The organism is Cohnella zeiphila (assembly GCF_014212055.1).
Taxonomy (GTDB): Bacteria; Bacillota; Bacilli; order Paenibacillales; family Paenibacillaceae; genus Cohnella; species Cohnella zeiphila.
Genome location: NZ_JACJVO010000009.1, coordinates 215,659 through 230,207 on the forward strand (window position 1 = coordinate 215,659; position 14,549 = coordinate 230,207).

Here is a 14,549-nt window from a genome sequence, read left to right on the forward strand (position 1 = left end):
CAAAGAGGATATTAAGAGAATTTTTGCTCACCAAATGATCAAACTCGCGCTTCCGAAACAAGCCGTACCGGACCGAAAAGTCCCGATCGCAGCTGTCCGTCCACGATGTAGTGGGTCGGGCTTGCTCCGTGCAAATAGTTGGCGATCGTATTGAAGACGGAGACTTCGATCCGGTTGCTTCCGCTCGTCAGCAGCGCGGTGACGTCAAGCCGGTAGGGAGACCAGATGCAGACGCCGGCCTCGCGTCCGTTCACGCGAACCTCCGCCGTTCCTCTGACTTCGCCAAGGTCGAGGAACGTATGGCCTTCCGGCGTTCGATCCAGCGTCACGGACGTTTCGTAATGAACGCCGCCGGAATAGGTCTCCAGGCCTTGGGCCGTCCAGTCGCCCGGCTCCATGCTGCCGGTTCCGATCCGGTAGGTGATCGGCTCGCGAAGCAGAGCGCCTCCGGTTCTGCCGCGCTTCGGAACGATGCGAAGCGCGGCGGTTCTCCGCACGCTCTCCGGATTAGGCAGCGCCGCGTTCTCCCCGTCGACCCGGATCTCCGCTCCGTCGACCCACAGCCTCGCCTCTCCGTCCGCCGGAATCCTGGCTTGTGACGCGCCGGGCGGGAGCGTCCAGCGGAGCCATTCCGCCGGGCTGTTTCCAAAGCCGGCGTCAACGTCGAGCGCGATGACGGTTCCGTCCGCCGTCCGGTCATCCAGCCATTCGGCTCCCGGGAGAGGATGCGGCCTGCGACGAAGCTCGGGGTAGGCCGGCTCCTGAATGGACAGGTCGTTGAGCTTCCAATCCAGCCAGAGCTCCGCTTGTTGTTCGGGCTGCCCGTCGCGGCATACGGTCCAATCGGTGCCGGTCGTGAACGCGACCGTTCGTCCGTCCTGCGCTTCGGCGATTCCGTCGATCAGGATGCCGGCCGCCTTGCCGATATCCTCCATGACCACCTCGATCGTGTTCTCGCCTTGACGGAAACAGGACACCGGATAAGGGAGCACGCGCCTTCCCTTGGCATACGGGTCGAAGCCGCCCTGTCTCCCGACGATCGTGCCGTTGACCCGGACGCTTGCGGTCGCATCCGCCGCCATCTGGATCGTTCCCGACGCCGGGGCGAACGGGAGATGGACCGTGCCGGCGAACCGGATCACATCGTCCTTGACATAAGGCGCCGGCACCTGAAGCCATTCCGGCCGCGCGAAGGCTTCCTTGCCGCGGACGAGAGACCAATAGGCGCGCAGCTCTTGTTTCGTCCTGGCGGTCAGCCTGATTTCGAGCGCGTTGAGCCCTTCGCGGAGATGGACCGGGAAGTAGGCCAGATAGCCGCGGTCCGTCGTCTCCGCCTCCCGGCCGTTGACCCAGATCCGCTTGTCCGCGCCGGCGCCGACGGCCAGGATCAGCTCCTGCTCTCCGTCGGACCAGACGCCGGTCCGCACCTGCACCGCTTCGCCGGCCTCGACGGCGCCGAACGCGAGAAATTCGCTCGGTACGTGCGCCTTCGGACCGAGCGTGCGGACGTGAATGCGATCGTGGGAGATGCCGCGCGTCAGGGAATATTCCGCGGCCTTCCATTCCGCCCCCGGGGCCAGCGGAGCAGCCGCGTCCGTATGCGGCGCGGGCAGCTCATGCTCCGCTGCCGGCCCCGTCCAATGCGCATAAACGCCGAACGTTGCCTGCACCCGCGACCAGCCGTTGTCTCCGTGCGCATGCTGCCAGCCGGCCGCCAAGCCGTCGATTCCGGGCGCTTCCTTGCGATGGCTGAAATACCAGGTGGAGACGGGCGGGGCCCCTTCGCCGTTCGGCTTGTCGAAATCTCCGAAGCGGTTCTCCAGCGTCGGGATCAGCTCCGTTTTCCAGCGCCCGCCGATTTCCGCGAGCACGTCTTGGCGAACGGCCGGCAGAGCAGCCGGCTCTCCGGAAACCGGAGATTTCGACGGTTGACCCGCTCTCCGCCATACCAGCAGGGAAGCAGGACCTTTATCGAACGGAACGGAGATCACGCTGCGGCCTTTGCCGTCCTTCGATACGACGGCCGGACGGCGCTCTCCCGTTAGCGGATCCCAGAGCTCGGCGTCCAGCACCTCTCCCCGCACCGCGACCCGGGATTCCCGGAAGTACCGGTCGGGAGAGAACCGGTAATCGGGATGCTGCCACACCGTAAACGGACCATGTTCCGTCGCCATCGGATGAAGCGAAGGCACGAACAGGATGTCATGATCGCCGACGCGCCGGTGAAGGGTGGGCACGGCCGCGTCGATTTCTTTCGGCAGGCCGGACAGCGCCTCCGGCAGCGCATCCGGGGAAGCGATGAAGCTCGCTTGTCCGCTCTCGAATAACGCGGCCAGCTTCGCCGTCCACTCGCCTCCCGAAGCCAACGGACGCGGAATCGTCCCGACCGCGATCAGCAATCCTCCGTTCTCCGCGAAACGAACCAGCTTCTCCGCCGTCCGTTCCCGGACGACGGAGCAGGCCGGGAGCACGACGGCGCGATAGCTCTCGTCCCGGATCCGCAGGCGGCCGTCCGAAACGATCGCCTCGTGGACCGCTTCGTCGCTGAGCACGTCGAAGTCCCTGCCGTCGCCGTCCAGGGCGCCGGTCTTCGGCATGTTCCAGTACATTTTGCCGACCAGGGCGCGGTAGCAATCCCTTGCGGCCAGGGCAGGTTCTAGCGGTCCCTCCAGGGTGAAATGGGCTTGAACCGTTGACGTCGGGAACAAAACGCCGACATCGCAGACGTGGCTGCCCCGCGTTAGCAAGTAGCAGAGCCGGCTCACGCTGTCCGCGAACCGCGAATAATGCCGCCAGTAGGGCTGACGCCAGCAGGTCGACGGCGGCGCCCATTCGTACCAGCCTCCTCGCGTGCTGTAGTAGGCTGCGTGAGGATTATAAAGGTTGCCGCCCGCGCGAATCCACGGAATCAGCCAATCGTACGTTTCCTCCAGGGTTCCGCCCCAGCCGCTGCTGTGGAACACTTCGATCCATACCCGTTCGCGGCCGTTCAAGTGCGCGAGCGAGCTGTGAATCTTGGTTTCGCCGTGGTGGTCGCTGCCCGGGGCGCCGTACCAGCGGTGCGTGCGCAAGTAATCCGCATAGCTGCGTACGCCGCCCGGAGCGTCGCCTTCCCGGGCGGGGCCCTGCTGGTCGAACCCGCAGGTCAGGCCGTTGCGCTCGTGCCATTCGTAGAAGGGGATAAAGAACGCTTCTTCCGCCAGATCGGCCCGCACTTCCTGATAGTCCATGCGCACCCGCTGCGCCTCGTCGTCCTCGCCCTCCCACAAATAAGAGGCGCGCGCGAGCAAGTCATAGCCCTTCCGCGCGAGAAAAGCTTCCGCGAATCCCGCGCTCCAGGTGGGCATATTCGGCAGTTCGTCCTGGAACGAGCCGACGATCGAACGGCCGAACCACTTGCCGAGACGCCGTTCGAATTCCCTGTGCACCATGGTGAGCAATCGGTCGCAGGCCTCGGGCGAGAAGTAGTCGAAATTGCGCTGGACCGTATAGATCAACCGCAGCCTATGCGGAGCGGAGCGCCAGGTGGAGGCGATCCCGTCCACGATGGGAACGGATTCGTACGGTCCCGCCGTCCGGCCTTCCTCATCGATCGCCGCGGCCGTTGCCGTCAGCGGTACGCCGCCCGACGGGCAATGCGCTTCCAGGCGGCCCGTTCCTTCCGTTACGATGCACTCCAGATGCCGCCCGGCGTAGCCGCTGTTTTCACGGACCAATTCGCCTTGAAGATTGGCGCCGGAGAAGCCGATTTGATCGTAAAACCAGATTCGGATGCCGATCTCGGCCGCATAGGCGCAGACGCCGTCGAAGACGTCCCACCATTCCTCGGACAGAAAACGGGGCCGGTCGGCATCGGAGCCGTACATGGGGCCGGTCGGCGCCAGATTGAGGACGACCAGATTATAGACGCCGCCTTCCTTGAACCGGTCCATCTGCCAGCGCAGCCTGTCCAGTTCCAGCCGGTCGCCGCTCCACCACCAGATCGGCGCGGGGGAATAGTCTTTGGGCGGGGTCCGGAACTGTTCCGCGATTTTGTCCATCCCTCATCAAGCCTCCTTCGATCGCTTGTGTTGCAGCCTCATTTTATCGACAAGGTTCGGCCGGGAAAATGGAGGCGGGAAGGTTTTTTTGTATTCGGGTCGAATGAGATACGTGGATTGGAGGCGTTGACATGTATTCGATACTTCCCGTGCACGACCGGAATTTATCTCCGTACATCCGCTATGCGCATGAGCTGGATTTGACCAAAGGCTATTTGCTGCTGAACCGGATCATTTACGATCACGAGTTCGTCTTCGGCATTTCCGGCCGGGCGTTCGTCACGATGGGCGGAGCGACGCACGCCGTCGGGCCGGGCGATCTGCTTCTGATCAAGCCGCATGTTCCCCATACGATGAAGGTCGTGGACGAGACGCCGTTCCGCAGCGTCTGCGTGCATTTCGACTGGACGGATTTGGGGCCGGCTTCGGATTTTTCCCCGATCGGAGTGTACCTCAACGTCAAGCATGCCTCCATAAGCAAGGCGGCGGCCAAGGAGCTTGAAGCGCGGCCGGCGGACGAGTTTGCGGAATTCGCCTGGCCGGCGCACCTGACGGTGAGCGAGTCCTTGCCGTTCCTGTCGTCCTTTCGCGAAGTCGTCAAGCATTTCCGCGAGGCCAGGCTCGGCTCGAAGCTTCACATGAAGGCCGCTTTCTTAAGAATCATCGCGATGGCGGCCGACGAGCTGACGACCGACGAGGGCATTCCGAAGGGGTATCCTCATGCGGATCTCGTCCGGGAAGCGATGCGCACGATCCGGCAGCGGTATCGGGAGCCGATTGTCCATGAGGAATTGGCGGCGCAGAGCGGACTGTCTCCGAAGTACTTCGGCAAGCTGTTCAAGGGAGCGATCGGCCGGACGATCACCGAATATTTGCTCGATATCCGCATGGAGCGGGCCAAGGAGCTGCTCGCGGCGACGGCTTCTCCCCTCAAGGAGATTGCCGCGTCCGTGGGAATTGACGATGTGTACTATTTCAGCAAGCTGTTCAAGCGGATCGAGGGCATGCCGCCCGGCCAATACAGGAAGACGATGCGCCGATAGCATGCAAAAAGTGGTTTTCAGCCGGAAACCGATGTGTTACCATGTGCTAAACAAAACGTTTATTTTTGGACAAATGTCCACAGCGGGCGAAATAGACGACGTGAGGAGACGGAGCATGGAACAGTCGAATCCGCTGTTCATCGGGATCGATATCGGAACGCAGGGCGTGCGGGCCGTTGCGCTGCAGGCCCCCGGCAAGGTGGCGGCGGCCCGTTCGATTCCTTTTCCGCAGGTCCGAAGAGAGGAGCAGCCGCCCGGCGAATGGTGGACCAACCTGGCAGATTGCCTTCGGTCGGTAACTGGCGAGCTTCGGGACCTCGGCTGTCTGCACCGGGTCCGGGCCCTCTCGGTCACTTCGACCTCGAGCACGATGATCCCGCTGGATCAAGACTATGAACCGCTTCACAACGCTCTCATGTACAGCGATCCCCGGTCCGGCGAGGAGGCCGCTCGCTGCGTTCTTGCGGCGCAGCGGGCGGGCATTCATGGGTACACCGGGTTCAACAGCTCCTCCGGCTTGCCGAAAATTTTATGGTATGCGCGGCATTATCCCCAAGAGGCGGAGCGAATCCGGCTGTGGGCGCACGCCGCCGACTATATCGTCGGAAAATTAAGCGGCGTCTGGGGCGTCACCGATGTGACGAACGCGATGAAGACGGGATACGACCTGTTCGCCGGACGCTGGCCCGATTATATTTCGTCGGAGCTGGGCGTTCCGCTTTCTTGGCTGCCCGAGGTCGTCGCCTCGGGAACCGCGCTCGGCAAGCTGACCGAGCGGGCTGCCGCCGAGACGGGGCTCCCCTCGGACGTTAGCGTCGCGGCCGGCATGACGGACGGCTGCGCCTCGCAGATCGCGTCGGGAGCCATTCGTCCGGGAGACTGGAGCACGACGATCGGAACGACGCTCGTCTTGAAGGGAGTCACCCGGTCCTTCGTGGACGATCCGGAGGGACGCGTCTACAATCATCGGCATCCCGAAGGATTCTGGATGCCCGGAGGCGCCAGCAATACCGGCGCGGATTGGATTCCGGGCGGCATCGGCCCCGAGCGGCTGGAGCAACTGAACCGCACGGCGGAGTCGCTGACCCCGACGCCGTGGATCGCGTATCCGCTTCAGCGGCAGGGCGAGCGGTTCCCGTTCGTCTCCGGAGAGGCCAGAGGGTTCGATGCGCCGGGCTTGACGCCCGAGCAGCAGTACGCCTCGAGAATGGAGGGGGTCGCTTATTTGGAGAAAATGTCTTACGACCTGCTGCAGCGGCTGTCCGGAGAGCGGATCTCCTCCATCCACACGGCAGGCGGCGCGAGCGGGAGCCGCGCCTGGCTGCAGATCCGGAGCAGCGTGCTGCAGATGCCGATCCGGAAGATGAAGCATGCGGAGGGAGCGGTCGGGGCCGCGATTCTGGCGGCCTCCAAGCATTCTTTTGCAGATCTTCGGGAAGCCGGCTCGAATCTGATCCGGCCGGACGAGGTGATCGAGCCGGGCGGCGCGTCGGATCGCGAACGGTATGCGGAGAACTACGAGCGCTTCGTGGAAACGCTCAGAGCCAAAGGCTACTTGAAGGAAAGGGGATGGATCTCGTGACCGTATTTTATCTGATGCGACATGGAGAAACGTTCTGGAACGCCGACCGGAACCGGTACTGCGGCCGATCGGATATTCCGCTCTCGCCCAACGGAGAACGGCAAGCGCAGGAGGCGGCCCGGCGGCTTCAAAGCTCGGGCGTCGCTTTCTCCGCCGTGTATTCCTCGCCGCTTCGGCGGGCGCGGCAAACGGCCGGGCCGCTTGCCGCTTCGGAGCGGCTGCCGGTCCGGGAGGATCGCCGGCTGATCGAGATCGACTTCGGGGAGTGGGACGGCGTGACGGCCGCCGAAATCCGGGAGAAGCACGCTGCCGGCTGGCTGGCTTGGACGACCGATCCCGGCCGGACGGCAGCCGGGAGAACGGGCGAAACCGCTCTATCGGTCTATGAGAGGGCGCTCGGCTTTTTCGAGGAAAAGTCGCGGCTTCATCCGGATGATACCGTCGCCGTCGTGGCCCATGATACCTGGATTCGGATCTTCGTCGCGGGCATGCTGGAGATGCCGTTCCGTTCTTACCGCAGGCTGAGGCAGCAGAATGCGGCCGTGACGGTCATCGAGACGTCGGAAGACGGGTACGTCTTGAAGCACTTGAACGATTCCTTGCACGGGTGGCGATCGGAGACTCCATGACCATGAAGAACAACGAAAGCTTGTCCAAGCGAAGCTTCCTCGAACGGATCGCGAGGATGTATTACGTGCTCAATCTGACGCAGCAGGAAATCTGCGAGCAATTGAATATCGGCCGGTCCTCCGTCGCGCGGTTTTTGCTCGAGGCGAGGGAGAGCGGCATCATCCAATTCCAGATCCGCTCGGATGTCGACAGCATGCGAAGCGCCGCGTTGGAGCGGCAAATCGCCAGCCGGTATCGCTTGAAGGACTGCGTGGCGTGGAGATCCGACGAAGCGGCGAACTCCTTCGTATCGCTGACCGGCCAGTACTTGAATTCCGTTCTCCCGTCGCACGGTTCCGTCGGTCTCGGCTGGGGGAAGACGCTGCATGCGGTCGGCTCGCAGCTGCATCTGTGCGATCCTCGTCCCGGTCTGAAAATCGTGCAGATGTCGGGCGGCTCCGGCGCGAAGGAGGAGCTCGCGCCGGCTGCGTCCAACGTTCAATCGTGGGCGCAAGCGCTGCGCGGCAAGCCTTGCTTCCTTCCGGCTCCGGCGATCGCCGCCCATGCCGCCGCGAAAGACGCTTTCCTCCTGGACCCAAGCATCGCGGAGATGATGCGGGAAATCCGCCGCATCTCCGTCGCCGTCGTCGGGATCGGCCATACGGCGGCCGATTCGACGATCCTGTCGGCTCATCTGGCTCCGGAACTGGATGCCCGCCAGTTGTCGAAGTCCGGCGCCGGGGACGTCATCTTCCATTTCTTCAACGAACGGGGCGAATTCTCCAATCCGGCGCTCAGCCGGCGGGTCGTCGGCGCTTCGATTGAAGATTACATGCGGATCGACTTGCGCATCGGCATCGCGCACGGAGAGGACAAGATCCGCGCGATTCTGGGCGCCCTGCGCGGAGGGCTGGTGCACGTATTGATCACGACGGAACAGACGGCGCAGCGGTTGACGCAGCAAGAGTGAGCCAAACGGAGATAGGCCAATCGATTCGGAGATCAAGGAGCGTGCAGGATGTACAGTCTGCTGATCGTTGACGACGAACCGAGGATCGTCAACGGACTCTACGAACAATTTTCGGATTGGAAGCAGGAAGAGCTGAGCGTTTACCGCGCCTGCTCTTCGGTGGAAGCGATGCGGATCTTGAACGCAACCAAGATCGACATCGTGCTCAGCGACATCCATATGCCGGGAATGAACGGCATCGAGCTGCAGAAGCGAATTGTTCGCATCTGGCCGCGGTGCAAGGTCATCTTCCTGTCCGGGTTCGGCGATTTCGATTACGTCCAGTCCGCCATGCGCGAGGGAGGGCTGGATTACATTCTCAAAGTGGAGGGCGACGAGCCGATCTTCGCCGCCGTCGGCAAGGCGATCGGACGCTTGAAGGAGGAGAGGATGTCCGAGCAGCTTCTCCAGAGAGCGAAGCAGCAGCACGAGGCGGCGAGACCGATGCTGCAGAAGGACTTCCTGACCTGCCTGCTGCAGGGAGACCTCTCGGGCAGCTCCGTCCGGCAGGACCGGCTGGACGAGCTGCAAATTCCGCTTGCGGCGCGGCAGGATCTGCTGCTGGCGATCTGCCGGGTCGATCGCTGGCCCGACGACATGCGTCCGACGGACCGTTCGCTTCTGATGTACGCCATCGGCAATATCGTCGGCGAATACTTCAGCCAAGTGACGGCCGTCTCGTTCCCGATCGCCGCCTCCCATCTGGCGATTCTGATTCAGCCTGCCGGAAGCGATAACGGCGGAAGGGCCGGCGCCGACTGGGAGACCTGCGCGGCTCTCGTTCACGGGACGTCGTCCGATATCCAGGATGCGTGCAGAACGATGCTGAAGCTCCCGGTGTCGATCGCCCTTAGCGGCATGCCGTGCGCTTGGTCGTCCGCGGCGGTTCAGTATTTGCGACTGGAGCAGCTCTTCCAGAACGGATTCGGCCACGGTCACGAGATGCTGCTGTCCGACAGGAAGCCGCAGGAGACGGCCGGCGCTCCGACCCTGCCGCCGAACTTGACCAAACAGGAATTGGCGCTTCGCCTGAAGGCGGTCAACCAGCTCGAGCCGCTCCTGACGGGCGGCCGGCGCAAGGAATTTTTCGAGCTGTTCGGCGAGATCGAGACGACGGCGCGCATGCTTCAGGGCGAGCCTTCGATGCGCCTTTTTCTGGTCCAAATCGAGTACGCTCTCGCTTCGCTGTTCTTGTCCTATTTGAATCAATGGGGGCTGCTGGAGACCTTCTCTTCTTCCGTCGACCTGGGACCGCTGCTGCACAAAGGCGAATTCCCCGCCTCGCAGGAGGCGCTTGCCTATTACCGCAAGCTGTCCGAGCTTCTGTTCGTCCATCGGACGGACGAGCAGATCGACCGGACGCAGAAGATGCTGGCCGCCTTGAATCAATATATCGAGCAGCATCTCGCGGAGGACCTCTCGCTGGAGAAGCTCGCCGACCACGTCTATCTGCATCCGACCTACTTATCCCGCCTCTACAAGCAGATTTCGGGCATCCGGCTCTCCGACTACATCAAAGAAGCGCGTCTCAAGAAAGCGGCGGAATTGCTGGCGAATCCGAACCTGAAAATCCAGGAAGTCGCGACGAGCGTCGGCTTCGAATCGGCGCATTATTTCGCCAAAGTGTTCAAGAAAGAAAAGCATATGACGCCGCAAGAGTTCAAAGACCGCTGTCTAAGCGGAAAAGGCTGAGGGGATCTTATGCGCTGGTTGTCCAAGCTGTCCCGCATCTATCCGAAGCTTCTTCTCTCCTTTCTCATCGTGATCGCTCCGATCTGCTATCTGAGCTTGAAAATGAACGAATACGGCGAAAAAAACGTTCGGGAGAAAACCGAAGATTCCATTTCCTCCCGCGTCGACTTCTACATCCGCATGCTGGAGAACGACTTCTCCCGGTACATCGCCATGCAGGAGGAATACGTCAACGACCGCACGCTGCGCAAGCTGATATTCAACGATCCGATCTTGAGCGATATCGAGCGCTACGACGCGATCGGCGAGATTCACGATCAGCTGAGCCGGATGGTCCATACGAGTCCCTACGTCCGCGGAGCGGGCGTCTATTTGCCTGCCTCGAAAAAGTGGATCTCCGATTCGGAGTCGGCCATCTACGCCGATATCCCGATCGGGCAGTATGACGCGTTGAAGTCGCTGACCGATCGCTTCGAGAACCCGTTCGTCTACTGGCAGAACCGCTTGTTCCTCAGCTTCGTGTACAGCCGAATGGTGCTGGACGACGATCGGGAGCCGATCTTCGTGGTCGGCGTGGAGCTCGACTTGCCGCAATTGAAGCGGGTGCTCGACAGCTTCGCGATCGGCGGCAGCGGAGGATCGATGCTCGTCGATCCGTACGGCAGCTGGGCGATCCCGGGCGATACGAGCACGGTCTCCTGGTCCGAGATCAAAGAAGCGATCGGCGGCATCCCCCCGGATACCGACTCGTTCATGAAAGAGGTCCGGATCGGAGGAGAGAAAATCTGGATTTCGGCGCAGAAGTCGAAATCGCTCGGCATCACGCTGTTATCGTACATGCCCGAATCGGAGATCATCGGCTCCTTATCGCTTTACCGCATCTGGTACTGGGCGCTGTCCGGACTCTCGCTGCTGCTGATCGCGTTATTCGCCTATTGGATTTACCTGCAGATTCACAAGCCGATGCGGGGGCTGATGAGGGCTTTCCACAAGGTGGAGCACGGCAATTGGAAGGTCGCGCTCGCGCATAAACGCCAGGATGAATTCGGCTACTTGTTCATTCAGTTCAATTCCATGGTCGCCAAGATCAACGAATTGATTCAGGAAGTCTACGAGCAGAAATACCGGGCCAACCTCTCCGAATTGAGGCAGCTGCAATCGCAGATCAACCCGCATTTCCTGTATAACAGCTTTTTTATTCTGTACCGGATGGCCAAAGACGAAGAGAACGAGAGCATCGCCAGGTTCACGTCGTACCTCGGGCGCTATTTTCAATTCATTACCCGGAACCATAAGCGCACCGTCCGCCTGGCGGAGGAGGTGGATTTCTCGCAAGCGTACGTCGAGATTCAATCGTTCCGGTTCGAGGAACGGATCGCGGTCCGCTTCGGGGAACTGCCCGCCGCTTATGCGGACCTGGAAGTGCCGAAGCTGGTTCTGCAGCCGCTGATCGAGAATGCCTACCAGCACGGGTTGCGCGACACGCTCGACGGCGGTCTGCTGGAGGTCCGCTTCGAACGCCGCGACGACGCGCTCGTCATCGTCGTGGAGGACAACGGGGCGCAGATCACCGCGGACAAGCACGAGGAGCTGAACCGAATGCTGCAGGTGACCGGCTGGGTCGATATCGAGACGACCGGTCTGGTCAACGTTCACCGCAGAATGAGGCTGGAATTCGGGGACCGAAGCGGCGTCTCGTTCCTCCGCAGACCCGGGGGAGGGAATCAGGTCCTGCTTCAGATCCCGATCGACGCGAATGCCGCGATATAACATGTATCGAAGGAATCCCCCTCTTCGCGAACGCAACAAGTTGACAGATTACCTCCGATCTCAAGATCTTCCCCTAGCTGTACCCCTGGCGGTCGGCTACGCTTATATCAAGCCCTAAAACGCTTTCAAATTGTGGAGAGGATGATTCACTTGAAACGTCGGAAAATGAGAGCTTTACTGTTGGCATCTTCGTCCGTCATGCTGGCCCTGACCGCGGCCTGCTCGGGTAATTCCGAAGAAGGCGGCGCGTCCGGAAGCGCATCCTCCGGTGCGTCTGCCGGCGCATCCGCCGGTGCGTCCAATGCTGCGCAGGCGTCGGATAACGGCGATCCGATGGGGAAGTACGATCCAGCGATCACGGTTACGATGGTGCGGGACATGCCGGACAATTTGACCTTTCCCGACGGCGATTCGATGGACAACAATATCTATACGCGTTCTTACCGGGATGAACTGGGGATTAACCTCAAATACGACTGGATCACGGATTCGACGCAATACAACGAGAAGCTGAATATCGCCATCACCTCGGGCGAGCTTCCGGACATTTACAGCGTTTCTCCCGTTCAGTTGAAGGAGCTGGCGGAAGCCGGCCAAGTGGCGGATTTGACGGAGGTTTACGACAAATACGCGACGCCTCTATCCAAGCAGAAATTCAATGAAGACGAAGGCATCGGCTTGAAATCCGCCACCTTCGACGGCAAATTGATGGCCTTGCCTTACGTTACGGCGGCGATCGACGGGGCGACGATGCTGTGGGTCCGCAAAGACTGGCTTGACAAGCTGGGGCTGCAAGAGCCGAAAACGATCGACGACGTCGTCGAAATCGCGAGAGCGTTCACGACGAAGGACCCGGACGGCAACGGCAAGAACGATACGATCGGGCTGGCGACCGGCCAGAAAATATTCGGCGGCGCAGGCGGCTTGCTCGCCTTTTTCAACGGGTACCATACTTACCCGAATGCCTGGGTCCCGGACGAGAGCGGCCAACTGGTCAACGGCCTGATCCAGCCGGCAACGAAGCAGGCGCTGGCCAAGCTGCAGGAGATGTACAAAGAAGGGCTGATCGACAAGGAGTTCACGACCAAAACCGGAGTCGGCCCGGACGTCATCGCAGGCAAAGTCGGCATGTTCTACGGGACGATGTCGAACCCGCTCAACCCGCTCATCCAGAGCAAGGAGAAAGACCCGAAAGCCGATTGGCAATATTACCCGATCGCGTCGAACGACGACCAGCCGGCCAAGCCGCAAATCTCCTACACGCCGCCGACCTATTATGTCGTCAATAAGAACGCGCAGCACCCGGAAGCGCTTATGAAGCTGATGAATTACTTCATTGAGAAAGCTTTCGGCGAAACCGCCGATTACACCTACATGTACCAAGGCTCGAACCGCACGCACCAATATGCCCCCGTCCGAAACTTCGGGGTCACGAAGAATGTGGACAACTGGAAGCTCATCAAAGAAGCGACGGCATCCGGAGACGCCGGCAAGCTGAATCCGGAACAGAAAGGGTATTATGACGATATTCAAAAATTCAAGGGCGGAGACCCGACGAAGTGGGACATTGCGGATATCTTCGGAACGGACGGATCCTTGTCTCTCGTAGACAAGTACGTGTCGAGCGACCAACTGCTCGTAGACGGCTTCTACGGATTGCCGACGGGCAGTATGGTGGAGAAGAGCGGACCGCTGGGAGACTTGGCGCTCGAGACGTTCACCAAGATCATTCTCGGCGCTCCGGTCGACAACTTCGACAAATTCGTGGCGGACTGGAAAAAGCTCGGCGGAGACGACATCACCAAAGACGTCAACGAATGGGCCGCAACGCAGAAATAAGACCGAATGGAGCGATGAAGCATGAGCCCGACCTCCCATGCGAGCCGAACCCGGCGGCCCTCTTCGTCCAAGTCCTTATATGCGCAATGGCCCCTATACGCGATGATCGTTCCCGGGGCCATCCTCCTCATCGTCTATCATTACCTGCCGATGCTCGGTTTTTCGATGGCCTTTCAAAATTTCAAGCCGACCTCGGGCTTTCTCGATTCGAAATGGGTGGGGCTCGACAACTTTATCTACATCATGAAGCTTCCGAACATCTACCAGGTCATCTGGAACACCTTTTACATTTCCATCATGAAGGTGGTGGCGGGGCAGGTATTCCCGATCCTCGTCGCGCTGCTGCTCAATGAAATCCGAATCGGCTTCGTCAAACGGGGCGTCCAGACGCTCATTTATTTGCCGCACTTTTTATCCTGGATCATTCTGGGGGGCATCCTGATCGAAATCTTGTCCCCCTCCACCGGGATCGTCAATCAAGTGATTCAAGCGTTCGGCCATCAACCGGTTTTCTTTCTGGGGAACGCGAACATTTTCCCTTATGTCCTTGTCGTATCCGACCTCTGGAAAGAGTTCGGCTTCAGCACGATCGTCTATCTGGCGGCGCTTACGAGCATCAATCCGCAATTGTACGAGGCGGCGGTGGTGGACGGCGCGACCCGGCTGCGCCAGACGTGGCACATCACGCTGCCCGGCATGACGCCGGTCGTCGTGCTCGTGGCAACGCTGAGCCTGGGGAATATCCTGAGCGCGGGCTTCGATCAGGTGTTCAACTTGTACAATTCGTCCGTCTACGAGACCGGGGATATTATCGATACGCTCGTTTACCGGATGGGGATCGTGCAAGTCAAGTATTCGCTGGCCACGGCCATCGGGCTGTTCAAATCGGTGATCGGCTTCCTCCTCATCGCCGTCTCTTATACTTTGGCCTATCGATTGGCCAACTACAGAATTTTCTAGGAGGG

Annotated in this window: 9 protein-coding genes; 8 read left to right on the forward strand and 1 reads right to left on the reverse strand. The window is 60.8% G+C overall.

Annotated elements, in window-relative coordinates:
• Positions 1 to 38: 38 nt before the first annotated feature.
• The gene (locus H7C18_RS08205) at positions 39 to 4,040 is read right to left on the reverse strand and encodes a glycosylhydrolase-like jelly roll fold domain-containing protein (RefSeq protein ID WP_185128538.1); all 4,002 of its coding nucleotides are present in this window, start codon (positions 4,038 to 4,040) and stop codon (positions 39 to 41) included.
• Between the two features lie 131 nt (positions 4,041 to 4,171).
• Here H7C18_RS08205 and H7C18_RS08210 point away from each other — a divergent pair, with 131 nt between their 5' ends.
• From H7C18_RS08210 to H7C18_RS08245, 8 genes are all read left to right on the forward strand, one after another.
• Positions 4,172 to 5,083, forward strand: a complete 912-nt coding sequence (locus H7C18_RS08210; RefSeq protein WP_185128539.1) for a helix-turn-helix domain-containing protein — start codon at positions 4,172 to 4,174, stop codon at positions 5,081 to 5,083.
• A gap of 115 nt (positions 5,084 to 5,198) precedes the next feature.
• The gene (locus H7C18_RS08215) at positions 5,199 to 6,665 is read left to right on the forward strand and encodes an FGGY-family carbohydrate kinase (RefSeq protein ID WP_185128540.1); all 1,467 of its coding nucleotides are present in this window, start codon (positions 5,199 to 5,201) and stop codon (positions 6,663 to 6,665) included.
• Positions 6,662 to 7,294 carry a histidine phosphatase family protein gene (locus H7C18_RS08220; RefSeq protein ID WP_185128541.1) on the forward strand — a complete coding sequence of 211 codons (633 nt, stop codon included), beginning with the start codon at positions 6,662 to 6,664 and terminating at the stop codon, positions 7,292 to 7,294. Before H7C18_RS08215 ends, H7C18_RS08220 begins: the two co-directional genes overlap by 4 nt.
• A 2-nt stretch (positions 7,295 to 7,296) precedes the next feature.
• Positions 7,297 to 8,244: a sugar-binding transcriptional regulator gene (locus H7C18_RS08225; protein WP_185128542.1), complete on the forward strand. Its 948-nt coding sequence runs from the start codon at positions 7,297 to 7,299 to the stop codon at positions 8,242 to 8,244.
• Positions 8,245 to 8,292: 48 nt separating this feature from the next.
• Positions 8,293 to 9,975 (forward strand): response regulator transcription factor, encoded by a 1,683-nt coding sequence (locus H7C18_RS08230; protein ID WP_185128543.1) that lies wholly within the window; start codon positions 8,293 to 8,295, stop codon positions 9,973 to 9,975.
• 9 nt (positions 9,976 to 9,984) lie between these two features.
• On the forward strand, positions 9,985 to 11,745 hold the full coding sequence (locus tag H7C18_RS08235) for a cache domain-containing sensor histidine kinase (RefSeq protein WP_185128544.1): 1,761 nt from the start codon (positions 9,985 to 9,987) through the stop codon (positions 11,743 to 11,745).
• A gap of 180 nt (positions 11,746 to 11,925) precedes the next feature.
• Positions 11,926 to 13,584 (forward strand): extracellular solute-binding protein, encoded by a 1,659-nt coding sequence (locus H7C18_RS08240; RefSeq protein WP_185128545.1) that lies wholly within the window; start codon positions 11,926 to 11,928, stop codon positions 13,582 to 13,584.
• 21 nt (positions 13,585 to 13,605) lie between these two features.
• Positions 13,606 to 14,544: an ABC transporter permease gene (locus H7C18_RS08245; RefSeq protein ID WP_185128546.1), complete on the forward strand. Its 939-nt coding sequence runs from the start codon at positions 13,606 to 13,608 to the stop codon at positions 14,542 to 14,544.
• Positions 14,545 to 14,549: the final 5 nt, after the last annotated feature.

What these genes read in the sequence shown, in the direction of transcription:
- H7C18_RS08205 (WP_185128538.1), bottom strand. Translation starts at nt 4,040, where the DNA reads ATGGACAAAATCGCGGAACAGTTCCGGACCCCGCCCAAAGACTATTCC.
- H7C18_RS08245 (WP_185128546.1), top strand. Translation starts at nt 13,606, where the DNA reads ATGAGCCCGACCTCCCATGCGAGCCGAACCCGGCGGCCCTCTTCGTCC.
- H7C18_RS08235 (WP_185128544.1), top strand. Translation starts at nt 9,985, where the DNA reads ATGCGCTGGTTGTCCAAGCTGTCCCGCATCTATCCGAAGCTTCTTCTC.
- H7C18_RS08225 (WP_185128542.1), top strand. Translation starts at nt 7,297, where the DNA reads ATGAAGAACAACGAAAGCTTGTCCAAGCGAAGCTTCCTCGAACGGATC.
- H7C18_RS08230 (WP_185128543.1), top strand. Translation starts at nt 8,293, where the DNA reads ATGTACAGTCTGCTGATCGTTGACGACGAACCGAGGATCGTCAACGGA.
- H7C18_RS08215 (WP_185128540.1), top strand. Translation starts at nt 5,199, where the DNA reads ATGGAACAGTCGAATCCGCTGTTCATCGGGATCGATATCGGAACGCAG.
- H7C18_RS08210 (WP_185128539.1), top strand. Translation starts at nt 4,172, where the DNA reads ATGTATTCGATACTTCCCGTGCACGACCGGAATTTATCTCCGTACATC.